Origin of the sequence: Azonexus sp. (assembly GCF_049652925.1) — a bacterium.
GTDB lineage: Bacteria > Pseudomonadota > Gammaproteobacteria > Burkholderiales > Rhodocyclaceae > Azonexus.
Map to the genome: position 1 here is coordinate 14,571 of NZ_JBASFI010000032.1, position 22,979 is coordinate 37,549.

31 protein-coding genes are annotated in these 22,979 nt (G+C 61.9%); all 31 read left to right on the forward strand.

Annotation, left to right across the window (positions count from 1 at the left end; all coding sequences use genetic code 11):
* Nucleotides 1-7 precede the first annotated feature (7 nt).
* Nucleotides 8-973, forward strand: a complete 966-nt coding sequence (locus WBK19_RS16300) for an AAA family ATPase (protein WP_511291571.1) — start codon at nucleotides 8-10, stop codon at nucleotides 971-973.
* 10 nt (nucleotides 974-983) lie between these two features.
* Nucleotides 984-1,211: a hypothetical protein gene (locus WBK19_RS16305; protein WP_511291573.1), complete on the forward strand. Its 228-nt coding sequence runs from the start codon at nucleotides 984-986 to the stop codon at nucleotides 1,209-1,211.
* Nucleotides 1,208-1,477 carry a hypothetical protein gene (locus WBK19_RS16310; RefSeq protein ID WP_511291575.1) on the forward strand — a complete coding sequence of 90 codons (270 nt, stop codon included), beginning with the start codon at nucleotides 1,208-1,210 and terminating at the stop codon, nucleotides 1,475-1,477. The genes WBK19_RS16305 and WBK19_RS16310 overlap by 4 nt, the downstream gene beginning before the upstream one ends.
* A gap of 21 nt (nucleotides 1,478-1,498) precedes the next feature.
* A complete protein-coding gene (locus WBK19_RS16315) occupies nucleotides 1,499-2,119 on the forward strand; it encodes a DUF3164 family protein (RefSeq protein WP_511291577.1) in 621 nt (206 codons plus the stop codon).
* A 2-nt stretch (nucleotides 2,120-2,121) separates the two neighbouring features.
* Nucleotides 2,122-2,667 carry a hypothetical protein gene (locus WBK19_RS16320; RefSeq protein ID WP_511291579.1) on the forward strand — a complete coding sequence of 182 codons (546 nt, stop codon included), beginning with the start codon at nucleotides 2,122-2,124 and terminating at the stop codon, nucleotides 2,665-2,667.
* A gap of 1 nt (nucleotide 2,668) precedes the next feature.
* Entirely contained in the window at nucleotides 2,669-2,989 is a 321-nt protein-coding gene (locus WBK19_RS16325) for a GNAT family N-acetyltransferase (RefSeq protein ID WP_511291581.1), read from the forward strand.
* The gene (locus tag WBK19_RS16330; RefSeq protein WP_511291583.1) at nucleotides 2,986-3,156 is read left to right on the forward strand and encodes a hypothetical protein; all 171 of its coding nucleotides are present in this window, start codon (nucleotides 2,986-2,988) and stop codon (nucleotides 3,154-3,156) included. The genes WBK19_RS16325 and WBK19_RS16330 overlap by 4 nt, the downstream gene beginning before the upstream one ends.
* Nucleotides 3,157-3,286: 130 nt before the next feature.
* Nucleotides 3,287-3,496 carry a hypothetical protein gene (locus tag WBK19_RS16335; protein WP_511291585.1) on the forward strand — a complete coding sequence of 70 codons (210 nt, stop codon included), beginning with the start codon at nucleotides 3,287-3,289 and terminating at the stop codon, nucleotides 3,494-3,496.
* Nucleotides 3,493-3,915, forward strand: a complete 423-nt coding sequence (locus WBK19_RS16340) for a phage protein GemA/Gp16 family protein (protein ID WP_511291587.1) — start codon at nucleotides 3,493-3,495, stop codon at nucleotides 3,913-3,915. Before WBK19_RS16335 ends, WBK19_RS16340 begins: the two co-directional genes overlap by 4 nt.
* 2 nt (nucleotides 3,916-3,917) lie before the next feature.
* Nucleotides 3,918-4,319 (forward strand): hypothetical protein, encoded by a 402-nt coding sequence (locus tag WBK19_RS16345; protein ID WP_511291589.1) that lies wholly within the window; start codon nucleotides 3,918-3,920, stop codon nucleotides 4,317-4,319.
* A gap of 492 nt (nucleotides 4,320-4,811) precedes the next feature.
* Nucleotides 4,812-5,843: a phage protease gene (locus WBK19_RS16350; RefSeq protein WP_511291591.1), complete on the forward strand. Its 1,032-nt coding sequence runs from the start codon at nucleotides 4,812-4,814 to the stop codon at nucleotides 5,841-5,843.
* 37 nt (nucleotides 5,844-5,880) lie between these two features.
* Complete coding sequence (locus WBK19_RS16355; protein ID WP_511291593.1) at nucleotides 5,881-6,786, forward strand: Mu-like prophage major head subunit gpT family protein; 906 nt, start codon at nucleotides 5,881-5,883, stop codon at nucleotides 6,784-6,786.
* A 74-nt stretch (nucleotides 6,787-6,860) separates the two neighbouring features.
* Nucleotides 6,861-7,295, forward strand: a complete 435-nt coding sequence (locus WBK19_RS16360; RefSeq protein ID WP_511291595.1) for a hypothetical protein — start codon at nucleotides 6,861-6,863, stop codon at nucleotides 7,293-7,295.
* A 2-nt stretch (nucleotides 7,296-7,297) separates the two neighbouring features.
* Nucleotides 7,298-7,795: a phage protein Gp36 family protein gene (locus WBK19_RS16365; RefSeq protein ID WP_511291597.1), complete on the forward strand. Its 498-nt coding sequence runs from the start codon at nucleotides 7,298-7,300 to the stop codon at nucleotides 7,793-7,795.
* Nucleotides 7,792-8,271: a phage tail terminator protein gene (locus WBK19_RS16370; RefSeq protein ID WP_511291599.1), complete on the forward strand. Its 480-nt coding sequence runs from the start codon at nucleotides 7,792-7,794 to the stop codon at nucleotides 8,269-8,271. Before WBK19_RS16365 ends, WBK19_RS16370 begins: the two co-directional genes overlap by 4 nt.
* Nucleotides 8,268-9,737, forward strand: a complete 1,470-nt coding sequence (locus tag WBK19_RS16375) for a hypothetical protein (protein WP_511291601.1) — start codon at nucleotides 8,268-8,270, stop codon at nucleotides 9,735-9,737. The genes WBK19_RS16370 and WBK19_RS16375 overlap by 4 nt, the downstream gene beginning before the upstream one ends.
* A 27-nt stretch (nucleotides 9,738-9,764) precedes the next feature.
* Nucleotides 9,765-10,127, forward strand: a complete 363-nt coding sequence (locus WBK19_RS16380; RefSeq protein WP_511291603.1) for a phage tail tube protein — start codon at nucleotides 9,765-9,767, stop codon at nucleotides 10,125-10,127.
* A gap of 2 nt (nucleotides 10,128-10,129) precedes the next feature.
* The gene (locus tag WBK19_RS16385) at nucleotides 10,130-11,833 is read left to right on the forward strand and encodes a hypothetical protein (protein ID WP_511291605.1); all 1,704 of its coding nucleotides are present in this window, start codon (nucleotides 10,130-10,132) and stop codon (nucleotides 11,831-11,833) included.
* Nucleotides 11,834-11,866: 33 nt separating this feature from the next.
* Entirely contained in the window at nucleotides 11,867-12,790 is a 924-nt protein-coding gene (locus WBK19_RS16390; RefSeq protein WP_511291607.1) for a tyrosine-type recombinase/integrase, read from the forward strand.
* The gene (locus WBK19_RS16395; RefSeq protein WP_511291609.1) at nucleotides 12,790-13,155 is read left to right on the forward strand and encodes a hypothetical protein; all 366 of its coding nucleotides are present in this window, start codon (nucleotides 12,790-12,792) and stop codon (nucleotides 13,153-13,155) included. Before WBK19_RS16390 ends, WBK19_RS16395 begins: the two co-directional genes overlap by 1 nt.
* Nucleotide 13,156: 1 nt before the next feature.
* The gene (locus WBK19_RS16400; RefSeq protein WP_511291611.1) at nucleotides 13,157-13,450 is read left to right on the forward strand and encodes a phage tail assembly protein; all 294 of its coding nucleotides are present in this window, start codon (nucleotides 13,157-13,159) and stop codon (nucleotides 13,448-13,450) included.
* Between the two features lie 215 nt (nucleotides 13,451-13,665).
* A complete protein-coding gene (locus tag WBK19_RS16405; protein WP_511291613.1) occupies nucleotides 13,666-15,714 on the forward strand; it encodes a phage tail tape measure protein in 2,049 nt (682 codons plus the stop codon).
* Nucleotides 15,711-16,868: a DNA circularization N-terminal domain-containing protein gene (locus WBK19_RS16410; RefSeq protein WP_511291615.1), complete on the forward strand. Its 1,158-nt coding sequence runs from the start codon at nucleotides 15,711-15,713 to the stop codon at nucleotides 16,866-16,868. Before WBK19_RS16405 ends, WBK19_RS16410 begins: the two co-directional genes overlap by 4 nt.
* Nucleotides 16,861-17,898 (forward strand): phage baseplate assembly protein, encoded by a 1,038-nt coding sequence (locus WBK19_RS16415; protein ID WP_511291617.1) that lies wholly within the window; start codon nucleotides 16,861-16,863, stop codon nucleotides 17,896-17,898. Before WBK19_RS16410 ends, WBK19_RS16415 begins: the two co-directional genes overlap by 8 nt.
* Nucleotides 17,899-17,909: 11 nt before the next feature.
* Nucleotides 17,910-18,485: a phage baseplate assembly protein V gene (locus WBK19_RS16420; RefSeq protein ID WP_511291619.1), complete on the forward strand. Its 576-nt coding sequence runs from the start codon at nucleotides 17,910-17,912 to the stop codon at nucleotides 18,483-18,485.
* On the forward strand, nucleotides 18,485-18,880 hold the full coding sequence (locus tag WBK19_RS16425; protein WP_511291621.1) for a phage GP46 family protein: 396 nt from the start codon (nucleotides 18,485-18,487) through the stop codon (nucleotides 18,878-18,880). Before WBK19_RS16420 ends, WBK19_RS16425 begins: the two co-directional genes overlap by 1 nt.
* Nucleotides 18,877-19,923, forward strand: a complete 1,047-nt coding sequence (locus tag WBK19_RS16430; RefSeq protein WP_511291623.1) for a baseplate J/gp47 family protein — start codon at nucleotides 18,877-18,879, stop codon at nucleotides 19,921-19,923. The genes WBK19_RS16425 and WBK19_RS16430 overlap by 4 nt, the downstream gene beginning before the upstream one ends.
* On the forward strand, nucleotides 19,920-20,498 hold the full coding sequence (locus WBK19_RS16435) for a hypothetical protein (RefSeq protein WP_511291625.1): 579 nt from the start codon (nucleotides 19,920-19,922) through the stop codon (nucleotides 20,496-20,498). The genes WBK19_RS16430 and WBK19_RS16435 overlap by 4 nt, the downstream gene beginning before the upstream one ends.
* Nucleotides 20,485-21,765, forward strand: coding sequence for a hypothetical protein (locus tag WBK19_RS16440; RefSeq protein WP_511291627.1), 1,281 nt, complete (start codon nucleotides 20,485-20,487; stop codon nucleotides 21,763-21,765). The genes WBK19_RS16435 and WBK19_RS16440 overlap by 14 nt, the downstream gene beginning before the upstream one ends.
* Nucleotides 21,766-21,774: 9 nt before the next feature.
* Nucleotides 21,775-22,164: a hypothetical protein gene (locus WBK19_RS16445; RefSeq protein ID WP_511291629.1), complete on the forward strand. Its 390-nt coding sequence runs from the start codon at nucleotides 21,775-21,777 to the stop codon at nucleotides 22,162-22,164.
* Nucleotides 22,161-22,694 (forward strand): DUF7338 family protein, encoded by a 534-nt coding sequence (locus tag WBK19_RS16450; RefSeq protein WP_511291631.1) that lies wholly within the window; start codon nucleotides 22,161-22,163, stop codon nucleotides 22,692-22,694. Before WBK19_RS16445 ends, WBK19_RS16450 begins: the two co-directional genes overlap by 4 nt.
* The last annotated feature ends 285 nt before the right edge of the window (nucleotides 22,695-22,979 follow it).

Below are 22,979 nucleotides of genomic sequence, written 5' to 3' on the forward strand. Positions count from 1 at the left end.
GAAAACCGTGACTGATAAATTCAATGCTGTGACTGACCAGATCAACTGGCCGGCTCACTACACTGGTGTCGACCGGGAACTGATCGAAGCCACCCTCAAGTGGATCGCCGAGCGCGGTTACACCCAGGCGGCGCTGGCCAGGCTGGCCCGGATCAGCGCCAGCAGCCTGAACCAGATTCTCAAGGGCACCTATGCGACCAGCCCGACCAAGCTGCTCGCTTCGGTCGAGTCGGCCATGCGCCATGCCGACGAAACCAGTGGCCACGCCATGGCGCCGGTGCAGACCAGCGTTTTCAAGCTGGTCAACACGGCCTGCGACATGGCCCGGCGCTACCGCAACTTTGCGGTGATGACCGGCTGGGTCGGCACCGGCAAGACCTTCGCGCTCAAGTACTACGTCAGCACGCATCCGAACACCTACTTCATCGAAGCGGCGCCGACCATGACGCAGGCCAGCCTAACCAAGCAGCTCTACCGCCTGGTCGTTGGCACCGGCAAGGGCAGCATCGCCGACAAGTTCGACGAGCTGGTGGCCAGTCTCAAGAACACCGACGCGCTGCTCATCGTCGATGAGGCAGAGACGCTGACGCCGAACCAGTTGCACACCATTCGCCGGGTGCGCGATCTGGCCGGCATCGGCATCGTGTTGGCCGGTACCGAACACCTGTCGGGCCTGATCAAGCCGCAACACGGCCAGTTCGACCAGATTCGCAGCCGTACCGGCTTCTGGCCGGGAACGGTGACCGGCATCACGGCCGAGGACGCCGCCGCCCTGGTGCAGTCCGCCTTCGGCAGTGAAGAGGTCAGCGACGAAGTGATTGCCCGCCTGTTCGCCTACTGCAAGGGCAGCGCGCGGATGCTGGTCGAGGGCCTGATCGCCGGCATCAAGGAATTCCGCAAGAACCGCGTGCTCGACGTGAAGCTGGTCGACGCCGTGGCCAAACAGGCCCTGTGCCTGCAATCGCTGGCTTGAGGGGAACGCCATGGAAAACGTCCTGCTCTTCAAACCGCAGCCGCGCGTATTGCATACCGGCTTCGTCCGCCAGCTATCCGAGGCTAACCGCGCCGTGCGCCAGCTGCGCTCGCTCGGCTGCCGGGTGCTCAGCCAGACCGTGACGGCGCGCGGCAGCGAGATCATCATCGACCACAACCCGCACCGCACCCTGACCGGCTGCCCGACCGTGCATGTCACCTGCGGCAAAGCAGCATGAGAGCGCCGCAACCTAGCCGCTGGTCGGCCGACGAGGATACGGCGCTGCTGAGCTTCAAGGCAGCCGGTGTTTCGCCGATCGCCATAGCCAAGGAAATGGGCCGCGCCCAAAGCTCGGTCTATAGCCGCCTCGAAGTGCTCGAAGGCCGCAGCTCGCGCCGCGAACGCCTGTGCATGTGCTGCCGCAATAAGTTCATGTCCGACGGCCCGCACAACCGCCTGTGTGGGCGCTGCCGGGGCAAGGAAACCTCGCCTTACCAACCCTGATTTTTGACTGGAGGATTCACCATGAAACAAGAAAACATCGTTCCGGACGGCTACCGCAAAGACGCCAGCGGTCGCCTGATCCCGGAAACCCTGATCAAGCCGATTGATCGTACCCGTGACGAACTGGTCGTCGAGCTGGCCCGTGCGGCCGGTATCGTCAGCGCCGGCCTGGGCGAGTTCAAGATGCGCTGCTTTGCCGATATCGCCGCCTTCAAGGAACTGTCGGGCGAGCAGTACGGCGTCAAGCTCGGCGGCAAGAAGGGCAACACCACGCTGTACAGCTTCGACGGCCTGTACAAGGTGCAGGTCGCCATCGCCGAGAACATGGTGTTCGACGAACGCCTGCAGGTGGCCAAGCACCTGATCGACGAATGCATCATCGACTGGAGCAAGTCTTCGCGGCCGGAGATCAAGGTGCTGGTGCAGGACGCCTTCCAGACCGACAAGGAAGGCAAGATCAACACCGGCCGTGTGCTCGCCCTGCGCCGGCTGGATATCCAGGACCCGAAATGGCAGCGGGCCATGACTGCCATTGGCGAGAGCCTGCAGGTCGTCGGCAGCAAGAGCTACGTACGTTTCTACAAGCGGATCGGCGACAGCGATAAGTACGAAGCCATCGCTCTTGATGTGGCGGCGGTGTAGTCATGGATGCCAATCAACAAGCTGTCTGCCGCCCGGACATCCTGACGGTATCCGGCCGCTACTTCAATTTCCTGAATCCGGAAAGCAGCGAGTTCGACATCGGGGAAATCGCCCATGCGCTCTCTCATATCTGCCGCTTCACAGGTCATACGTCCGATTTTTACAGCGTCGCCCAGCACTCCCTCATTGCTTCGTATATCGTTCCGCCCGCCGATGCGATGGCTGCGCTTCTGCACGACGCCGCCGAGGCCTTCATGGGTGATGTTTCCCGGCCGTTGAAACAGCTTCTGCCTGACTACAAGGCGATTGAGAAGCGGGTTGAAGCTGCCGTTCTGTCGAGGTTTGGCATCGACTCGATACCCATGTCGGTCAAGCATGCCGACCTGGTCATGCTGAAGACCGAGCAGCGCGACTTGATGCCGGCGCACGATGACGAGTGGACTGATATCTCGGGCGTCGAGCCCCTCGCTGAAGTCATCATCCCGATGGATTCAGGGTTGGCTGCCTACAGTTTCGTTGAGCGTTACTTTGAACTGGGTGGCGTCTGACATGCGCTACGCCACACCCTACGGCGCATTCCACGTCGACCCGATGCCGGGCAATCCGCAGGTGGCCATTTGTAGCGGCTTCTTCGTTTTCCCGAAGCATCGCAGCAAGGGCAACGGCCATCGCCTCAAGGCCTATCAGGAGAACGTGCTGTTCGAACAGGGCTACAGCCTGGCGCTGTGCACCGTGCGCGCTGACAACGCGCCCCAGCTCGCAGTGCTGGCCAAGGCTCAATGGGATGAGGGTCGCACGTTTTTCAATGAGCAGACCAGCGCGCTGACCACGGTGTTCACCCTGGCGATCTACCGGGAGCGGACGGCATGAACCGCTACGCCTCCCGCAAGTTCCTCCTCGCCTTGCTTGTCGTGCTCAGCGCCTCCGGCCTGGTCGCCTTTCACCTGATCGCCGACGGGGTCTATTCGGCCGTCGTCATCGCCACGGTCGGCGCCTACATCGCCGGCAACGTGACGCAGAAAGCAACAACCAAATGAACAGGACGCCCAGCCGGCGGTGGCGTGTAACCCCGGCAGCGGATGGATAAAAAGCAAAGGACGCCTTTCGCCGGGAAACCGGACAACAGTCGCTCTGAATCCGCACCTTCAACCTGATAAGGACACAACGATGGACGATACCGAAATGCTGCAGGTTCAAGCCCGCCACCTGGAACGCGAAAACCGCAGCCTGCGCCGCAAGCTGCGCGACGACTTCGCCATGGCGGCACTGCCTGGCGTGATGGCCTCCCTTGATCGCATTGGCGCTTCGTTTTCCGATTCGATTGCCGAGGACTGCTACTGCGTCGCCGACGCGATGTTGAAGCACCGCCAATCATGAGCCCGCTGGCCTCGCACTTCGTCATGCTGCTCGGCATCGCCAAGACCTGGGCGACGAACAACTTGCCGGGCTGGTCTGACGACAGCCACCGCGATCTGCTGGCCCTGCATGGCGCCCGCCGCATCGATGGCCGCTACTCTGCCCGGCAGATGACCGTGCAGCAGCTGGCCAGCGTGCTGGCCGATTACGAGCGCCGTGGCTGGCCGCGTCAGAAGAAACCCGTGCCGCCGGCCATCGCTCACATCGTGCGGCTCTGGGGCAAGCTCGGCGAGGCCGGCAAGATCGACAACGCCAGCCGGCCGGCATTGCTCGCCTGGTGCGCCCGCCAGCTCGGCCACGAGGTGCCCGATCTCGATGGTCTGGAAGCGGCTGAATCACAAAAACTGATCGAAGCCCTCAAGGGCTGGCAAAGGAGATAGCCATGGACTGGCCGACCGTCGACGCCGAACTGCTCGCCCTGCTGCCGCCGCTGCTCAAGGCGGTCGTCAAGGCGCTCGGCTTCCTGCGCGCCCGCGAATGGCTGGAGCTGCGCGGTGGCGTCAACGTCAACATCCCGGCCCACAAGGAAGAAGCCATCGGCCTGACCGCCGACGAGCTGGCTCGCCTGCGCCACACCATGGCGCCGCACATGGACGCCGCCGGCCGCGTCTGGATGCCTAAAGTCGACAAGCTCTGGCGGTTCGCCCGCAACGCCGCCATCTGCTCCACCGTTGATAGCCAGAGCATCAGCCACCAGGCGCGGCAATACCGGCTGTCCAGCCGGCAGATCACCAACATCCGGCGCGAAGGCGGCGCCGAGGATGAGCAGATGGATTTGTTTTAGGCCGTTGCTACGGTCAACCGGAAAAAGGGGCGAAAAATGGAATGGTTTTTTGGAAACGCAAAAATATTCAACTACGTCATTTTGACGCTGTACTGCCTCAATGCGGCATGGTGGGGCTGGCATGGGAAATGGGCAGATACCTGCTACTGGCTATCAGCCTTCGCAATAACCGCAACCGTGACGTTCGGTTACAAGCATTGATCTATCAATTAGCACTACCCAGCACCCACCTCCAACCCCGCTCCGGCGGGGTTTTTTTTGCCCAGTCGCCAAAGTCGCCAGCCGCCTGAAGGTCAAACCCGGCAGGAAGCCATTTGAAGACCATTTGAAAGCGCGTCAAAGGCGCTACGGGCTGCCTGCATACCGGCGGCGGGGTGAAAACGCCTTGTAGCGCGTTTCTGGCGGTTTGCCTTTGCGGCATGCTGGAAGCGTTTCCAGCGAGGACTATGGTCATTCGGAAAGGGATGATCGCTCCATCACTTGGAGCAACGCATGGCTGACATCGATCCCCGCACGAAAAATATCGCCGCCCTGGTCATTGACCTGTCGCGCAGTGCGGCCGATTACCCCGAGGGGTGCAACGCGCATATCACGCCGGATGGCACTTTCCGTGCCGACGATGGCCGCCCGCGCAGCATGGAAGGCGTGACGGTCGATGACTGGCTGATGAATGCCGAGATCGCCGCGACGCTGATCGCCGATCTGGAGGCGCGCGGCAAGCCGATCCTTTACGACTATGAACACAACTCGCTGTGGGGCGACAGCCGCGCCGCCGGGTGGATCACCAAGCTCGTCTATGTCGCCGGTCGCGGCCTGTTCGGCAAGGTGGAATGGACGCCACGTGGCGCCAAGGATGTGGCTGAGAAGGAATACCGCTACAGCTCCCCTCTTTTCTATTTCGATCCGAATACCGGCGCCGTGCTTGAGCTGGTCTCGGTCGCCCTGACAAACAACCCGGCGCTGGGTGATCTCGGCGCGGTTGATCTGGTTCGCCGTGCAGCCTTGGCTGCTCTACCGATTGGCGCTTTGGCCAACCAATTTAATGCCGCCGGGGGTCTTCCCGGAAAACCATCTGGAGAGTCTGACATGACGCCTGAACAGTTGGCCGCGCTCACTGCCGAGCGTGATGGCCTGAAAACCACCCTGGCGGCTCTGACCGCCGAGCGCGACGGCCTGAAAACGCAAGTCGCTTCTTTGACCACCGAACGCGACGGCCTGGTCGCCGATAAGCAGAAGGTTGCTCTGGAGGCCGAGGAAGCCGAGCGCACCCAGTTGATCAAGGATGCGATGTCCGGCGACAAGCCGCGCCTGATGCCGGCACAGAAGGCCTGGGCCGAGAAGCAATCGCTGTCCGCTCTCAAGGAATACCTCGAAGCCTCGGCGCCGCTGGCGCTGGCCAGTCGCCAGTCGGAGAAGGATGCCGGCGGCGAGCATGGCCTGACAGCTGAGGAGCTGGCGGCCTGCAACAAGATGGATGTCACGCCCGAGCAGTTCGCTGCCGCCCGGAAGTCGTCGGCCGCCTAAGCGCCCGCCGTCTCGATCACTTTAGGAGATTTCAACAATGGCAACTGTAATGACTCAGGCTCAGCTCGATCTGCTCAAGACGACGCTGGTCGCCCGCTGGAATGCCGGCCTGGCGATGACCAATCCGGACTGGATGAAGATCGCCAAGCGCGTGCCTTCGTCCGGCAAGTCGAATACCTACGAATGGCTGTCGCAGTTCCCGGCCTTCCGCGAGTGGGTTGGCGCCCGTCTGCACAAGGTGTTCAAGGAAAACGGCTACAACGTGCCGAACCGCAAGTTCGAAACGACGGTCGACGTCAAGCGCGAAGACTGGGAAGACGACAACATCGGCCAATACGGCCTGCTCGCTGAAGGCGCCGGCCAATCCGCCAGCGACCTGATGAATGACCTGGTCTTCCAGCTCATCGGCCTGGGCTTCACGACGACTTGTTACGACGGCCAGTTCTATTTCGACACCGATCACCCGACCTATGCCAACGAAGACGGCACCGGCGCGGTGACCAATGTTTCGAACGTCCAGGCCGGTGCCGGTGCCCCCTGGGTGCTGCTCTGCACCAAGCGCGCCGCTGCGCCGTTCTATCTGCAGGAGCGCATCAAGCCGCAGTTCGACGCGATCACTTCGCCGAATAGCAGCGGCGTGTTCGAAAACGATCTGTACAGCTTCGGCGGCCGCTGGCGCGGTGAGGCAACCTTCGGTTTCTGGCAGTGCGCCTTCGGCTCGAAGGCAGCGCTCGATGCGACCAATTTCACGGCGGCCTATACCGCAATGATGAAGACCAAGGGCGACGGCCAGCGCAAGCTCGGCATCGTGGCCGACACCCTGCTGGTCGGCCCGGACAACCTGTCCGCTGCCGAGACCTTGCTCAAGGCCCAGCAGAACGCCAACGGTTCGAGCAACACGAACTTCAACAAGGTCAATCTGGTTGTGACCCCCTGGTTGTAATTGACACCCCTGTGAGCGCGTAGCACGCGACCCCCACCCTGGCCTTGTCGCCGGGTGGGGCTCTGGAGACCAAGATGAAAACTTTGTATGTACGCATCAACCTGCGCATGGCCGCCGAGAGCTTCTGGCGTTGCGCCATCCTATTCACGAGGGACTGGAAGAAGGTGAGCGATCTTGACGCCGCCACTGCCCAGCGCCTGGAAGAAGAGCAGATGCTGGAGGTGTCGGAGACCCGCCCGGCGGACTACCCGGAAGACGAGCAGGCAGGTGATAGCGCCGTTGTCTCCGGGCTGCCTGCTGGTGGTTCCGAACCTCCAGCGCCTGCGCCGGTCAAGCCGACCGATACCGCTGCCCTGGCCGAGATGATCAAGGCTGCCGTCAATGCCATGGACCAGGAAGACCCGGCCTTGTGGACCGGCACCGGCAAGCCGAAGACCGAAGCCATTGCCGTCATTACCGGCTGGCCGGTGTCGGCCGCCGAGCGCGACGACGCCTTGCGAGGCGCCTGAGCATGGCTTTCGCTACCCGCGCTGATCTGCTCGCTCGCAGCAACGCCCGCCGCCTTGCCCAGTTGGCCGTGCCGGCCGACCGGGCGATGGTGCCGGACGATGCGCTGCGCGTCGCCATCGCGGGTGGCAGCCTGGCCGGCTATTCGGCCGATGACCAGGTGGCGATCGCCGAGGCGCTCGACGCTATCGACAAGGCGCTGGCCGATGCCGATGCGCTGATCCTCAGCTATGGCATTCCGGACACGGTGCAGACGACGCTGCTCGCCCGCCTGGCCTCGACCATCGCCCTCTACTATTTGCAGGGCGCCGAGCGGATGACCAAAGAGGTCGAATCCGCCTACAACGGCGCTGTGGCCACGCTCAAGGCGCATGCCGAAGGCAAGATGAGCCTGATTCCGGCCGCGCCGACCGATCCGCTGCCGAGCAGCGACCTGGCCATTATCACCAGCAACCCGGCCCGTTATGGCGCCGGTGATACCGACAACGAGGTCGGCCTGTGATTTCGCTACAGCCGCTGATCGCGCTGCTCGGCGAGAAGCCGGCCGGGTTTCCGCACCTGTGGTTTCGCCAGGTGGGCGGCGGCGGCACCTTCGCCCAGGCCCGCGCCGATGCCTTGCCGCTGCCGGCCGCCTGGGTGGTTCGCGCCGCCGAGCGCTCGATGCATGCCGGTGAGTGTGCCGAGAACGTGACGCACGGCGTGGACGTGATCATCGCCATCGAGAACGCCCGTGAGCACTTCCCCGGCGAGTCCGATGAAATCCTGCTCGCCTACCGGCTGGCGGTTAAGAACCTGATGCTCGGCTGGCAGATCGAGCCGGACATCCGGCCGATGAAGTTCGGCGGCGGCCAGATCGTCGAATACACCGATGCCGACATTTACTGGCGCGACCGCTATCTGTTCGACGCCCTGATTACCAACTATCTGCCCGACCCGCCGGCCTACGACGGCTTGACCCTTACTGGAGACCAACCATGATTTCTTTTGCCCAAGTGCCGAGCGCCCTGCGCTATCCCGGTGCCTATATCGAGGTGGACGGCACGCAGGCCGGCCTCGGTGGCGACATTCCCGCTGTGCTGCTGGTCGGCCAGAAGCTGGCTGCCGGTACTGCCCCGGCCGGTGAGATCGTCCAGCTCTCCGGCGTCCAGGATGCCATCGACAAGGCCGGCGCCGGCTCGATGCTGGCCCAGATGGCCGCCCGTTACCGCGCCATCGATCCGGCCCTCGATCTCTACATCCTGCCCTATGCCGACAACGCGGCCGGCGTCCAGGCGACGGGCACGATCACGGTCAACACGGCGCCGACTACGGCCGGCACGCTGGCCCTGTACATCGCCGGCAAGCTGGTCAGCGTGGCCATGGCCACCGGCCAGACGCCGACCCAGATCGCCACGGCCATTGCTGCCGCGATCACGGCGGCCGGTACCGAGCTGCCGGTCACTGCCGCCTCTGCTGCTGCTGTCGTTACCCTGACGGCTCGCCACAAGGGCAGCTGCGGCAACAATATCGATCTGCGCCTCAACCTCTACCGCGAAACCGGTGTCGTCGGCCTCGGCCTGACCATCGCCGCCATGTCGGCCGGTGCTGGCGACCCGGCCCCGGGCAACCTGACGACCATCCTCGGTCAGTTCTGGTATCGCTATGTCGCGCTCGGCATCAACGATCTAGCCACGCTGGCCGCCTGGCACACCGAAAGCCAGCTGCGCTACAAGCCGCCGATCCAGGCCGGCTTCCGCGCCTTCACGGCCATGCGCGGCGACTATGCCGCCGCCGTGGCCTACGGTACGGCCGGCAATTACGAGCACATCAGCGCCCTGTCGCTGGAGCTCAACCCGACCAGCACCTGGGAAGCGGCCGCCATGGTCACCGCTGCCGCCGCGCCCAAGCTCTACAACAACCCGGTCGAGTCGCTCGAAGGGGTGGCGCTGCCCGGCATGATCGGCAAGACCTACCACGACTGGACGAACGCCAACAGCCTGCTGTTCAAGGGCATGAGCGTCATGCAGGTGAGCCGCGACGGTTCGTGCAGCATCAAGCGCCTGATCTCGATGTACCAGTACCGCCCGGACGGCAGCGCCGACGATGCCTTCCTGGACATCAACACGGCCGAGGTCATGGAGCGCATCCGCTACGAGCAGCGCATCGGCGCCATCAAGCGCTTTACCGGCACGGCGGCGGCCAAGAGCAACGAGGGCTACCGCCCCGGCCTGCGCATTACCACCATCGACGACGTGCGCGCCTTCCTGCTCTCGCTCTACAAGCACACGCTCATGGAGGAGCTCGGCTGGACGCAGGCTTATGAGTATTACAAGACCGAGCTGGTCGTTGAGCAAGACCCGACCAACCCGAGCCGCTTCAACTACCGGGACACCCCCGTGCTGCTCTCGCCGTATTACATCCTGGCCGGCCGCGACGTGTTCTACAAGGCTGTCCCGACCTACTAAGCCGCCCGCCCATAAAGGAGCACCGACATGGCACAACTCAACAACATCCGCAGCGTCTCGATCCCCAGCATCGGCAAACTGCCGCTCAGCGACAAGGGCAGCAGTTTTACCCCGAGCGGTGTGCAGCGCGCCCACAAGGCCGGCCGCCTGGCAGCCGACGGCGGCTTCACCAGCAACGAGACGCCGGCCAAGCTCGATCTGTCGCTCAACCTGCAGCCCGGCCTCGACATTGCCGCGCTGAATTCGGTCGAAAACGAGGATGTCACGATTCGCCTCGCTGATGGCCAGGTGCACATGATGAGCATGGCTTATGTGACCGAGCAGGTATCGATCTCCGACGGCGAATCGAAACTGACCCTGATGTCCAACACCTCTGAACGGATCAGCTGATCATGACCGCGACCAACGATGGAATCATCCACCTCAAGGGGCGGATTCGCGACGGCAAGTTGGTCGCGCTGCTCGATCACGAGGACAAGGAACTCGGGGCGCCGGTAACGGCATTAGAGAGTGTCACCGGGGGGAGCATATTTTCCGACGATGGCAGCCATGGAATCGACATCACCTTCGAGAAAGCGTTGTCTCGCTACGGCGCTGTGCTGTCCGGTGCATCCGACGACTCAGCAGCGGTGCAGTCCGCTATTGATTACATGGCTGCGACGTATGCGCGAGCAAAACCTAAACTACCTTTCGGCTCTACACTGCTGCTGAATTCGGGACTGACAATTGACGCCACGAAGGGAGGTATAGATTTTGCTGGCGCACGCATTGTTCCGGTCGGGGCAATAACCGCGCTTACTATCACCTCTGCCGATGTCATTCCTGACTTCAACAATATTTCGGTTGTTGAAAATTTTGAGATCGACGGAGATTTGACGGTAGGGCAGCGCGGGATTTATTTCAATAAGGTCTCTGGCAGCGGGTACGGACCGTCAAGAATCATGCTGCGGAACTACACGGTGAAGCAGTGCGATGTCGGATTCGAGATTGGCAACAATACCTATTTGATGGCTAGTTATGGGTTCCACATTGCCGAATGCAATACCGGGATTAAGTCGCCTAACGGCCAGACAAACAGCTATGAATTGCCGGTTTTTTACAATGGCGTGCTCGGAAACAATGTTTTAGGCATGGACGTTGCGAATGGGCAATTGACATTCATCGGATCATCAATTGACTACAACCGGAAGCACGGCGTCATTACAGGCGGTCGAGTACTGCTGAATTCATGTCACATTGAATCGAACCTGAAGCGAGACACATACAGCGCCGGTCAGGTGGCTTGGTCGCTGTCTGGAGTTAGTTCGCTGATTGTTCAGGGTGGCCGGATGATCTTTACTCCGGGATCAAGTGGCAACGACTTGGATTATATTTTTGATTGCAACACGCCATCAAACTATGATGCTGCGGGTGTATTCATCGACCGGGCCACACTCGAACGCTGCTCCCCTGCGTCTGGATACATGGCGAAAGGAACTGGCGATTGCTATGTGACGCGCTGCATTGCAAAGGCCACAACGCCAATGCCTAAAGGGGTTCACGAGTCCAAGAACAAGCTGGATTTTGGCACGTTTGAAGGTGGCATTTTCCCAACTGATAATGTGTTTGTCTCGGCTGGCGGAACCAGCACAAGCCGCACTGTTTCAACGAACGTAACAATCACACAGGGCGCAGGCGCCGCACGTAGCGGCAGCAATGGCTTGATTATCACGAAGAACACGGCAGCGGGGGCTAGCGGCTCGGCGGATGTCTGTATCTTCGCCGACATTGACGACTCGTCTTCCATGCACACAGCACGCCTCTGGTACAAGGCTCCGTCCAGCACGGCACAAGTAACGATTCAGTTCGGCTATTTTGCTGCGCTACCGAAGGTTGCCGGTTCTGATGTCTATTTCACCCCGACCGACACCGACACCATGACTATTTCACCGACGCAGCCAGCAACACTATCAGACACATGGACGGAGGTCACGGTGCCGATTCCGTACCGCCGTCCTAAGCCGGGGATGCGCTATGTCGGGTTCCGGATTCGAGTCCATGCGCTAGGCGCAGCCGAAACCATGTATGTGGATGACGTTGAAATCCACAGTTTCTAATCCCCGCGAAACACTTTTCAAGCATTTCTGCACATGGCTCTCACTGACACCCTGATTCGCTCGACCCTGGGGCTCGTTTCTACGAGATTCCGGACGGTCGGCGACTGGGCAGTGGTGTATCGGCGGATCGTCGATACCAAGCCGATCTGCGACAAGACGAAAATCAATCGCCGCTGCAGTCTGCGGCATATCGTCGATGTGCTCGGTCCGCGCCTCATGTCCCGGGTGTTGCCGCATGAGATTGCCGAGCTGGTGCAGGCCATCCATGCGAAGCATCCAGCGCTCGCCAAGCGGGTGTTGATCGAAGCCAAGAACCTGTTTAACGAGGCGGTGATCTATGGCTGGATCGATCGCAACCCGGCTTTCCCATTGAAAGCGTCGCCGGTCCACGTGCAGCGGCATCGTTTGTCCCTGGAACACTGGCAGGCGATTCATGCATGGTCGGTGGCGAATCAGCCGCCCTGGGTAGCCCGCATGATGGTGCTGGCGCTGGTTACTGGCCAGCGCCGGTCCGATCTTGGCAAAATGAGCCCGGACGATGTATGGGATGAATGTCTGCATGTCTATCAGATCAAGACTGGCATGCGCCTTGAACTGCCTTTGGCCCTGCGCCTGAAGGCGATTGATGTCAGCCTGAGTGAAGCGATTGCAGACTGCCGTGACTATGCAGTGGATGGCCCGACGCTATTGCGCAAGCACAACGGCCAGCCGGTTTGTCTTGCCTCAATGTCGGCCCGCTTCGAAGAGGCGCGGAATGCCGTCATCCCGCTGCCAACATCCGGCCTGCCGGCCTCGCTGCACGAGATACGTTCGCTATCCGAGCGCCTGTATCGTGTCGAGGGCATCAACACCATGGTGCTGCTCGGCCACCGCCACCAGTCGATGACCGACCTTTATGACGATCCTCGCGATCTTGCCGCCGGGCTGCACGGCTGGAAGCGTCTGGAGGTTGCGTGATGGCACGGCTGTTCATTGCCGTCTGCTTGCTCATCGCGTTTTTTATCTGGATGGTCGAAAAGCGGCTACGCCTTGCCTTCGGCCTGCCGTCTGGCGAAAACTGCGCCACCTGGGCAGCCGATCACTTTGACTACGATGCCGGCGACGGCCTGATCCTGCACCGGACGGTGTCCGAGTCGTGGGTGCGCTTTCCCCACGTCGCGATCATGCGCGGTGCCCGCCAGGCGGATCGCCAGTGCATCGAGCTGATTGAGTACGTACCCAGGGTACGTGACATGGATATCCAGATTCCCCCGCGCCATTTTGATGGCGTGGTCCGCCGGCGGCGCTATGTCGCTGTCGATTCACACCCTACCGGAGATTGATATGCCCGTTTTGAACCTCAAGCACCCGATCACGTTCGGCAAGATCACCATCGACCGGCTGAACTTTCGCGACCACACGGTGGCCGGCGACTATCTGTCATTCGACCAGCGTGGCGGCGTCGCCCAGCGCATCGCACTGATCGCCAGCCTGAGCGGCTCTGACGAAGAGTTGATCAAGCAGCTGCGCGGCTCTGATTACCGGCAGGCCGAGAAGATTGCCGACGCGATGATCGAGGCCGATGAGGTTGAATTCGCGGCGGGGGAAAGCCAGGAAAAAAAGCCGTCCGCCTCCTGATCGCCGTCGGCTTGCTGATGCGCGAGATGCATCAGCCCTTGCCGGTGATCGAGGCCATGTCGTTGAAGAAGCTGTTCGCGCTGGCCCATCTGGCTGCTGCGATGAGCGGCCGAAAGTTCGAGTGAGTTGAATTGCCGGGCGGGAAGTATTTCCAGCCCTGACCAATTGCCCATCGTTGAATAAGCTCCAGTCACCCTGTGCCTGGAGCTTTTTTAATGACCAATGCCGCTGCTGTCGATGTCGAAGTCCGCCTGCGGCTGAAGGATGGCGGCACCCAGGCGCAAATGAAGGCCGTCGAGAAGACGGCTGAGGCGATCGCCGAGAAGACGGCAACGGCTACCGAACGCGCCTCCCGCCGATCCGCCAAGGCGACCGAGGAAAGCAACAACCGGCAGCGCACCAGTTACGAGAAAACCGCAGCCGCCCGCGAGCAGCTCGGCGTGCGCAGCGAAAAGGCGGTGCAGAAAGAAATCGAGAACACCCGGCGTTCCTACGCCACGCTGGCTGCCGCCGGTTTCGCCAGCGCGCAGGAGCAGGAACGCGCCTTCGCTGCCGTGCAGAAGCGCGTCACGTCGCTGACCAACGAAATGGGCAAGTTGACCGCAGCGCAGAAGAAGGCCGGCGACGAGGCCCGGCGCCTGGCGCAGATCGAGGCGGACGTGGCACGTGGCCAACGGGTCATGCGCGGAGCGGTGGCGGCCGGGGTTGGTGTTGCAGCCGGTGCCTACACGCTGCGCGCCCCGGCCAACAAGGCGATGGCTTTCGATGAGCGCCTGGCGCACATGGCCAACACGGCTTACGCCGAGCGCGATGCGGCCGGTCGTCAGCTCGGCAGTCGGCAACTGGAAGCGGCGGTCAACCGGGCAGTTGGCCGGGGCGGCGGCGGGACGCGAGACCAGGCCGCCGAGGCGCTGGATACTCTGATCGCCAGTGGCGCCATGCCGGCCGGAACGGCGATGAACATGCTTCCCCAGATCATGCGCTTTGCCTCCGGCTCCGGCGCAGATGCCAATTCGCTGGCCCAGATCGGCATCCGCAGCATGCAGACCTTCAAGATCAGGCCGGAGGATTTGCCGAACATCCTCAATATGGCGACTGCCGCCGGTCAGGCTGGTGGTTTCGAGTTGAAGGATATGGCCAAGTGGCTGCCGCAACAAATGGCGGCGGCCAGTCTTTCCGGTATGACCGGCCGGGGTGGCTTTGCCAAACTGGCGGCGCTCAATCAGGCTGCAGCGATCACGGCTGGCAGCAAGGATGAGGCCGGTAATAACGTGGTCAATCTGCTGGCCAAGATCAATTCGAACGACACGGCCAATGATGCCAAGAAATTGGGCATCAATCTGCCCGCCTACCTGCAACAGCGCCGCTCCAAGGGGGTCGATTCGGTCGATGCCTTTGCCGAACTGGTCGACAAGACAGTCGCTGGCCGCTCTGATTACAAGTCCCTGCAGGGGAAACTGGCCGGTGCGAAAAACGACGACGACAAGCGGGCGACGCTGGAGAGTATGGCGACGATCGCCCAGGGCGCCGGCATCGGCAAACTGATCCAGGACCGTCAGGCATTGATGGCGCTGCTCGGCTTGATGAATAACCGGGAGTACGTGCAGGATGTGCTCGGCAAGGTGAGCGCCAATGACGTGTCCAAGGGCGGCGCTGGCGATACGAATTATGAGTCGATTGCGGCTACGTCGTCATTCAAGCTCCGACAGGCAAACGAGCAGAAAGAAATCGGTCAGAAAGCGGCGATGGATAGCCTGACGCCAGCGATCGGCAAGGTGGCCGAGGCTTTTGGCGATCTAGCCAGCAAGCACCCGCTGCTGGTCGGTACGACGACGCTGGCCACCACGGCGCTGGCGGCGCTGGCCGGTGCGGCCGGGCTGGCCACTTTGTCGATGGGTGGAAAGGTGCCAGGGGCCGGTGCCATCGGTCGTTATGCCGGCATGGCCGGCGGGACGTTGATGACCGCCGCGCGATTCGGCGGGCCGCTGGCCTTGGCTGGCGGTGGTGGCTATGCGGTCGGTACCGGCATCAACTGGCTGATCAACAAAGGCGTCCAGTCAGCGACTGGCGACCCCAGCCAGAGCCTGGGCGGGTGGATTTACGACAAGCTGCACCCGACTGCCGGGCCGAAACCCATGGACGTCAATTTCAACGCCGTGATCGGCTTGTCTCCCGACCTGGTATTGCGTAATCAGACGATCAAGTCGACCGGCGGCAGCGTCTATAGCAATACCGGCAACCTCAACACGGGAGCGCCGCAATGAGCTGGACTGATCGCCTGAGCCGGGCCGTGTTTCGCGACATGGGTTTTCTGACTGAAAGTCACGACACCCGGGGTGGCCAGCGCCTGGTTGTGCATGAACTGCCGGGGGCTGAATTTCCCGAGGTCGAGTATCTCGGCCCCAAGGCCGGCGAGTGGAAGCTGAACGCCTATTTCATCGGGGCCGATTACGACCTGGTGCGTAACAAGTTCCTGACTTTGCTCGCCGAGCCGGGCGCGGCCTGGTTGAATCACCCATGGCTGGGCTTGTTGTGGGTTCGGGCCAGAACCTGGTCGATTGCCGAGAGCAATGACAAGGGCGGCTATTGCACGGTGTCGGTTGATTTCGTCGAGGGCGGCAGCAGCCTGCAGCCAACGACCGACCGGGCCGACGTGGCGGCCGATCGGCTGTCGGCCTTGTCGTCGGCTTCGCTGGCCGATTTTTCGTTGGAGGCGATGAGCGCCGGTGGCATGACGGCCTTTGTCGCGACGGTAAGCAGCAAACTGGATGTGTTGCGTCAGACCTTGTCGCTGGCCACCATGCCGTTGACCATGGTCAGCCAGGTGCGCACGTTGGTAGCGGGCATGCAGGGCGATCTGGCGGCCTTGATGGCGCTGCCGGCGTCCTACGCCACGGCCATGTCCGGTCTGGCCGGCTTACTTGGCGGCGGGGCAGACGATGCCGGCGTGGTCGATACGGCTCGGCCTCGGCTGGTGCGTAACCTGGCCACAGCAGCTACCTCGGGCGCTGCAGTGGCGCTGGAGGGTACAGCGGCGACCGATGGTGCCGTGCGGCGTAACCTGATCCGCGAAGATGCCTTGCGCCAGCGGCTGCTGGTCACCTCGGCGGCGCAGGTAGCGCTGACCGATTACCGAGCCGAGGCGGATCGCGATGAGGCCTTGCAGGTGGCGGTGGCGGCTATCGAGGCTTTGCTGCCCGGTTTGCCCGATGCTGTGTTTGAGGTGGCGGTGGCGGCGCGGTCGGCTCTGATCGATGCGCTGCTGGCCCAAGACCTGCGGCCGGCGCTGGTCCGTGATGTGGTTGGCGCCCTGCCGGCCGTGGTGCTGGCGCATCGCCTGGGCGTTGCTGAGGATGTCTTCCTGGCACGCAATGCGGTGCGGCATCCGCTGTTCATTGCGGGGCGCGTCCATGGATGAGGCGCTGGCTGAGCTGCGCTTCAATGGCCAGCGCTTCGGTTACTGGCAGCGGGTCGACATTCGCGAATCGGTCGATGATCTCTGCGCCTCGATCAATCTCGACTATGTTGCCCAGGGCGTGGGCGATACGCTGGGCCTGACGCCGAATACGGTGGTCGATGTGCTGATCGGCGGCGTGCTGGTCAGCACGGCGCGGTCGGACATCCGTCGTCGGCGTGTCGAGGCCGATCATCATCAGATGCGTTTTGCCGGCCGTTCGCTGGGCCGTGAGCTGGTCGATTGCCAGTATTCGAAGACGCTTTCCGGCTTGAAGCTGGGCGAGATTGTGAAGCGTCTTTGCGAGGCCTTCAAAGTGCCTGTGAAGATCGCCGTCGAGACGGCAACGGTGCCTGATTTCAGCATGCAGTGCGAGATCCCGGCCAATGCGCTGATCAACGCTGTGCGGGCGGCCAACCTGCTGCTTTACCCACAGCCTGATGGCGGTTTGATCCTGACCAAGCCGACCGATGCGCTGCCGGTCAGCACCCTGCAGTACGGCGTCAATATCCAGGCTTACGAAGTGGTCGACGAGGACAAGCTGCGTTTCTCTGACTACACGATCAAGGGCTACGACTACGGCGCCAACTCGGCGCTCAAGGGCGCGGCCAGGGATGCTGGGATCACCTTCTTCCGCCCCATGCACGTGGTGGCGGACAAGCATGGCCAAGGGCTCGGTAGTTGCGAGCGGCGCGCCGTGCTTGAGCGCAACCGGCGACTGGCCCGGGCGCATCGCATCGAGATCGAGGTGCCGGGCTGGCGCTATCAAGATGGGGCCGGCCAGTGGCAGCCGTGGGCGATCAATACGCAGGTGCGGGTGATCATCCCGGGCGAGGATATCGACGATGTTTTCCTGATCGGTGAGAGGGCTTTCCGAATCGATGACCGGGGTGGCCATATGACGATGCTCCAGGTCATGCATCGCAATGCCTTCCTCGGCGAAGAGAAGAAAAAGACCAAGCGCGGGGCCGGCGTCAAGGGAGCGAAGAAATGATCGAGCAGGTGATGAGCCGGGTGAAGCTGCTCTTTGCCAAGGGCAAAGGGCTGCGGATTAGCAACGATAAGGTGCAGGTGCGGGTGCTCGATGATGAGGCGCTGAGCAACCTTGAGCGGGTTGAGCCGTATGGGTTTTCGTACCGGCCGCATGCCGGCTTTGAGGCTTACATGGCATTCCCCAGTGGCGACCGGTCCTATGGCGTGGCCATCGTGCTCGGCGACAAGCGCTATCAGATGACGCTGGAAGATGGCGAGGTGGCACTGCATGACGACCTCGGGAACTGGGTGCACCTCAAGCGCGGCGGTGTGATCGAGGTCAAGGCGTCGACCAAGGTGCTGGCCGATACGCCGCTGTTCGAGACGACGCACGACGCCAAGATCGGCGGCAATCTGTTGGTGATCGGTCAGACGACATCGAACGAAGGTTATGGCGGCGAAGGGGCTGGCGGCCGCGCCTGGCTGCGCAATGGCGCGCTGATCGAGGGCGGCACCGAGACGCACGGTGCGCTGACCAGCAACGGCAAGAACGTCAGCGACTCGCATACCCATGCCGAAACCGATAGCCACACCCTGGGAGTCGATTGATGCTGAAACTGGTGCAAACAGATTGGGGCCGGTTCGATCTGGCTTTTGACGACGCCCTGGACGATGCGTCGGCGGTGGCCACTGTGGTCTATACCGTGCTCTTCACTGATGCCGAGGCGCCGGCCAGCCGCGAGCCGGATGCCTTTCAGCGTCAAGGCTGGTGGGCTGACCCGGCAGCCGGCAGCGGCCTCTGGCATGTCCGCCGGCAACCGCTGGGCAGTGCGGCACGACAGGAAACCCTGGCGATGATCCGGGCGGCGCTGGCCAAGGCCGATGCGGCCTTGACTGACCTCGTGATTGAGGAGAGTGGGAAGGCCGGGGATGTTTCCAGCGTGGTTCTGGCGGTGTCCGGGCGGCACCATGGCCGTGAATTCTTGATTGAGGTGCCCCTGTGACCGCTTATGCCCGCCCTGACTATGCTGCACTGTTCGCCCGTATCGATGCCGATCTGGCGGCGCTGCCGGCGGTCTTGCGCGCGCCGCTGGCCAGTGCCTGGGCCAAGGCCTGTCACGGCGAGCATGGATACCTCGCCTGGATCGATGCCCAGTGCTCGCCGCTGACCTGCGAGCTGGAGCGCTTGTATGACTGGGCCGCGCTTTATGGCGTCGATCGGCTGCTGGCGACGGCGGCTCAGGGCACGGTGCTGGCCACCGGCACAGTCGGTGTGCATCTGCTCGCCGAAACCATGTTGCGCGGCCAGAATGGCCTGGATTATGTGGTTCTGGCGGCCGTTACCCTGGGCGCAGGCAGTACTCCGGTGGCGGTGCGCTGCGTGGCGACTGGATCGACGGGCAATCAGCCGGCCGGCAGTGTCCTGACATTGATCGATCCGGTTCCTGGTGTCGATGGCAGCCTGACGGTCGATGTCGGCGGATTGACCGGCGGCGCCGAAGATGAAGTGGTCGATGCCTGGCGTGCCCGGGTAGTCGATGAGTGGCAGGTGACCGTGACGCGCGGTGCCCGCTCCGGCAAGCCGGCCGATTACCGGTTCTGGGCGATGTCGGCGCATCCATCGGTGACCGGCGCGCTCGTCCAGCCGCATGCGCTGGGGGTCGGGACGGTACTGGTCCGCCCGATCTGCAACAGCCTGGCCAACCGGGCGCCGAGCGAGGCGGTATTGGCCGCTGTCGCTGACTACTATTACAGCATCGCGCCGGCCACGGCGGACTGGCGACTGGCTGTGCCGATTGTCCATGCGGTCAATGTCTCCATTCATTTACTGCCCGGCTTCGATACGGCCGGCAACCGCCTGGCCATCGAGGCGGCGCTGGCCGCTGCGGTATTCGCCGAGGCGTCGGAAACATCGGTGCTCGGCTTGGCTGAGATCGATGCCGCGATCGCCACGGTGACTAGCCAATACGTGCGGGTCGCGCCGGTTGCCGAGATCGCCGTGGCGGCCGGCGAAGTTCTGGTCCTCAATCCCGTGGTCTGGTCATGATCGTCACGACGCACTCGCCGCGTGAGTTTGCCGATGCGCTGCAGGCGCTGCTGCCACCCGGCGCAGCCTGGCAATGGCCGGTCGGCGGCACGGGTGATGCGTTGTTGCTGGCCATGGCAGAGGAGTTGGCCAGGGTCGATGCAGCGCCGCAAGCTGTGCTGGATAACGCGATCGCGACGCACCGGCCGGCGGCGACCAATTGGAATATTTCCGAATATCGCCGGGTTGCCCGGGATTCCATGGGCGATACGGCCGAGGTCATGCCGCGCCAGCCCTTCGCCGTGGGTAGTCATGTCGGTGATCGGTGCTGGAGCGCGGCGGCGCCGGGGCTGGATTTTCCGGTCGAGCTGGTGCGCGTTGAGCATCTGCTGCAGCCGTTGCGGGTCGGTAGCCGGGTCGGCGATGGGCTGTATGAAAGCACCAGTCGATACGTCGTCAGGGTTTATTACTACGCCTCAGTCGCTGATCCGAAAGTGATTTTTGAGGCCTTGAACGCATTTAAACAGGCTCATGTTTATCTGCATTTTGTTGATATTACGGGTGTTGGCGGAGAGGTGAACTATGGACAGAATTAATGGGGCGGGCCATGTCGGCCGCCGGTTCGTTGCAGAGGATGCCGATCTCGGCCGCCCGCCGACGTTGATAACGGATGCCTGGCTGAACTCAGTGCAGGAGGAGATCGTCAACGTAATCCTAGCCGCCGGCGGAGCGCTCGATGGCGGGCAGGAAGATCAGCTGCTGCAGGCGATCAATGACTTGATCCAGGCGGCCAGCAATGCGTTTGTTTCGGTTGGTGGCACCGCCGATGCCATCACGGCTACCTATGCTCCGGTCGTTGCTGCCCTGACCCATGGCATGACGGTTTATGTCCGGGCGGCCTCGGCTAATGCCACTACAACGCCGACTTTCACGCCGGCCAGCGGTGTTATTGCCGCTACGACAATCGTCAAGGGCGCTGGCGCTGCTCTGTCGATTGGCGATATTGCCGGGGCTGGCCACTGGCTTGAGTTGCAGTACGACGCAACATCGATCAAGTGGGTTTTGCAGAATCCGGCGACGGGGGTAAGCATCTCCGCCGCATCTATTATTGGCGCCTTCAAGAACCTAAAAATCAATGCCCTCGGCGTCAATAACTACAACTGTGCCATCACCGCCGATGAGGTCGTTCTTGAGAATTCAAATAACGCCTATTTGACCGTGCGCGCGGTCAATAAGACCATCAATGCAAATGGTGCAGTAGGCGCGCCACTCTCTATCATGTCGGCTCGCGCCGCCTCGACGTGGTACTACCGTTGGCTCTGGTACAACGCTACCAATGGGCTGACTGCAACACTGGATACGAGCAGCACGGCGCCAACTGCGCCAACTGGGTACTCGGCAACGGACTACAAGGCAAAGCTGCCCGGTGCGTGTCGTACGGACGCCAGCGGCGGCACTTACCTGCTCCAGATTTCCACTCAAAACTGGGAGTCGTCATATATCCCGTTGGCCGGCTCGAATCTGGCTGCTTTGCCTCAGATGGCTTCTGGCGCGGCCGGAAACATTTCGACGCCAACATGGATAGCTATTGGCACCGGGAATTACATTCCGTCGACGGCGTCGATGATTTCTGTTCTCGCCGCCCACTCCGCAGTGGCCAGCGGCTGCATCATCGCCGCGCCAAACAATAGTTACGGTCCAAGTCTTTCGATCACGAACCCACCCCCCATTGATACCAATGCAAATGGCGGCAACTCGGCGCGAGGGTTGGCTGATATGGCGGTCGAGTCTACAAACATTTATTGGGCATCCGTTCTATCTACCTCGGCGCTGTTCTGCCGTGGTTGGGAAGATGTTGTTTAAGGAGCGATCATGAGCTATGCAGTTAGAAAAGATGGTCAGGGGTGGCGGGCGGTTAATGGTCCGGATGATGTTTGGCAGGACGAGGAATTTAGCCTGAGCCAGCCGATTCCGCCGGCGCTGACACAGGAGCAGGTCGTCGCGGCCTATTCGGCTGCGGTTCAGTTTCACTTGGACACCGCCGCTCGCGATGCTGGGTACGACAACATCAATACCGCTGTGTCTTATGCTGAGGAGCCCGCTGTCGTCAAATTCCAAGGCGAGGGCGCCGCCTTCCGGGCCTGGCGCTCGCTCTGCTGGGCATATTGCTACGCTCAGCTTGCCGCAGTTGAGGCGCAGGAACGTGAGCAGCCGACTATCGAGGCGCTTATTGCCGAGCTCCCCTCTTTGGTGCTGCCATGATGCAATATTTGCTATGGCCGGTTTATTTAGCTGCCGGCGCTTGGCTAGTCGTCTGGCTTGGCTTTGTCTCGGCAGCGTTCATTCGGCAAGGCCCATTGGCGTGGCGTTATGCGCTGCGCTCACCATTATTCTGGCTGGTCATCATCGCCCGATATTTCGCGGCGCCCATCGCGATCTGGCTCTACTCGACACCAGATCGCCTTTACCTCACACGCTGGCGCTGGCTCGAAACCATCGACAACACGCTAGCCGGTGACTACGGCCATCAGACCGAGCATATGATCGGCACCGATCCTCTCGCTTGGTACAACCGTGTGATCTGGCTTTGGCGTAATGGCGCGAATCGTTTCAACTACTGGACGATTGGTGTCGCCGACGATGCTGCGCCTAAATGGGCCTTCTGGGACAAGGTGACTATCCATCTGGCCAGTGGCATCTTCTTAGATATCCGTCTCGGCTGGTCACCCGAGGGGCCGAAGGATGGCCGATGTAAATACGTGATGACGATCCGGTTCAAAACCAAGCCGTAATCAAAGGCAGTTCGAACTCCCTTTGAAGCCGTTTCAAATGCTCTTCAGCAAGGCCTAAATAAACCAGATATTTCGTGTCCAGAAATCATCTGGTTTATTGCTTTATTCCCTGTCCGAAATTCAAGCGCATTTCATCCGGAAATCAAAGCCGCTTTACTCTTGCTGGCCGCCTTCCACCGCCTCACCAAGGCCGAAGAAAAACGCATCGGCTCCGACGACCGTGAAGAGTGGGAAGAACGCAACCGCATCTTTCACGAGGTGCTGATCTCGGCCTGTCCGTCGCGC

What these genes read in the sequence shown, in the direction of transcription:
- WBK19_RS16305 (WP_511291573.1), top strand. Translation starts at nt 984, where the DNA reads ATGGAAAACGTCCTGCTCTTCAAACCGCAGCCGCGCGTATTGCATACC.
- WBK19_RS16310 (WP_511291575.1), top strand. Translation starts at nt 1,208, where the DNA reads ATGAGAGCGCCGCAACCTAGCCGCTGGTCGGCCGACGAGGATACGGCG.
- WBK19_RS16315 (WP_511291577.1), top strand. Translation starts at nt 1,499, where the DNA reads ATGAAACAAGAAAACATCGTTCCGGACGGCTACCGCAAAGACGCCAGC.
- WBK19_RS16320 (WP_511291579.1), top strand. Translation starts at nt 2,122, where the DNA reads ATGGATGCCAATCAACAAGCTGTCTGCCGCCCGGACATCCTGACGGTA.
- WBK19_RS16325 (WP_511291581.1), top strand. Translation starts at nt 2,669, where the DNA reads ATGCGCTACGCCACACCCTACGGCGCATTCCACGTCGACCCGATGCCG.
- WBK19_RS16330 (WP_511291583.1), top strand. Translation starts at nt 2,986, where the DNA reads ATGAACCGCTACGCCTCCCGCAAGTTCCTCCTCGCCTTGCTTGTCGTG.
- WBK19_RS16335 (WP_511291585.1), top strand. Translation starts at nt 3,287, where the DNA reads ATGGACGATACCGAAATGCTGCAGGTTCAAGCCCGCCACCTGGAACGC.
- WBK19_RS16340 (WP_511291587.1), top strand. Translation starts at nt 3,493, where the DNA reads ATGAGCCCGCTGGCCTCGCACTTCGTCATGCTGCTCGGCATCGCCAAG.
- WBK19_RS16345 (WP_511291589.1), top strand. Translation starts at nt 3,918, where the DNA reads ATGGACTGGCCGACCGTCGACGCCGAACTGCTCGCCCTGCTGCCGCCG.
- WBK19_RS16350 (WP_511291591.1), top strand. Translation starts at nt 4,812, where the DNA reads ATGGCTGACATCGATCCCCGCACGAAAAATATCGCCGCCCTGGTCATT.
- WBK19_RS16355 (WP_511291593.1), top strand. Translation starts at nt 5,881, where the DNA reads ATGGCAACTGTAATGACTCAGGCTCAGCTCGATCTGCTCAAGACGACG.
- WBK19_RS16360 (WP_511291595.1), top strand. Translation starts at nt 6,861, where the DNA reads ATGAAAACTTTGTATGTACGCATCAACCTGCGCATGGCCGCCGAGAGC.
- WBK19_RS16365 (WP_511291597.1), top strand. Translation starts at nt 7,298, where the DNA reads ATGGCTTTCGCTACCCGCGCTGATCTGCTCGCTCGCAGCAACGCCCGC.
- WBK19_RS16375 (WP_511291601.1), top strand. Translation starts at nt 8,268, where the DNA reads ATGATTTCTTTTGCCCAAGTGCCGAGCGCCCTGCGCTATCCCGGTGCC.
- WBK19_RS16380 (WP_511291603.1), top strand. Translation starts at nt 9,765, where the DNA reads ATGGCACAACTCAACAACATCCGCAGCGTCTCGATCCCCAGCATCGGC.
- WBK19_RS16385 (WP_511291605.1), top strand. Translation starts at nt 10,130, where the DNA reads ATGACCGCGACCAACGATGGAATCATCCACCTCAAGGGGCGGATTCGC.
- WBK19_RS16390 (WP_511291607.1), top strand. Translation starts at nt 11,867, where the DNA reads ATGGCTCTCACTGACACCCTGATTCGCTCGACCCTGGGGCTCGTTTCT.
- WBK19_RS16395 (WP_511291609.1), top strand. Translation starts at nt 12,790, where the DNA reads ATGGCACGGCTGTTCATTGCCGTCTGCTTGCTCATCGCGTTTTTTATC.
- WBK19_RS16400 (WP_511291611.1), top strand. Translation starts at nt 13,157, where the DNA reads ATGCCCGTTTTGAACCTCAAGCACCCGATCACGTTCGGCAAGATCACC.
- WBK19_RS16405 (WP_511291613.1), top strand. Translation starts at nt 13,666, where the DNA reads ATGACCAATGCCGCTGCTGTCGATGTCGAAGTCCGCCTGCGGCTGAAG.
- WBK19_RS16410 (WP_511291615.1), top strand. Translation starts at nt 15,711, where the DNA reads ATGAGCTGGACTGATCGCCTGAGCCGGGCCGTGTTTCGCGACATGGGT.
- WBK19_RS16415 (WP_511291617.1), top strand. Translation starts at nt 16,861, where the DNA reads ATGGATGAGGCGCTGGCTGAGCTGCGCTTCAATGGCCAGCGCTTCGGT.
- WBK19_RS16420 (WP_511291619.1), top strand. Translation starts at nt 17,910, where the DNA reads ATGAGCCGGGTGAAGCTGCTCTTTGCCAAGGGCAAAGGGCTGCGGATT.
- WBK19_RS16425 (WP_511291621.1), top strand. Translation starts at nt 18,485, where the DNA reads ATGCTGAAACTGGTGCAAACAGATTGGGGCCGGTTCGATCTGGCTTTT.
- WBK19_RS16435 (WP_511291625.1), top strand. Translation starts at nt 19,920, where the DNA reads ATGATCGTCACGACGCACTCGCCGCGTGAGTTTGCCGATGCGCTGCAG.
- WBK19_RS16440 (WP_511291627.1), top strand. Translation starts at nt 20,485, where the DNA reads ATGGACAGAATTAATGGGGCGGGCCATGTCGGCCGCCGGTTCGTTGCA.
- WBK19_RS16445 (WP_511291629.1), top strand. Translation starts at nt 21,775, where the DNA reads ATGAGCTATGCAGTTAGAAAAGATGGTCAGGGGTGGCGGGCGGTTAAT.
- WBK19_RS16450 (WP_511291631.1), top strand. Translation starts at nt 22,161, where the DNA reads ATGATGCAATATTTGCTATGGCCGGTTTATTTAGCTGCCGGCGCTTGG.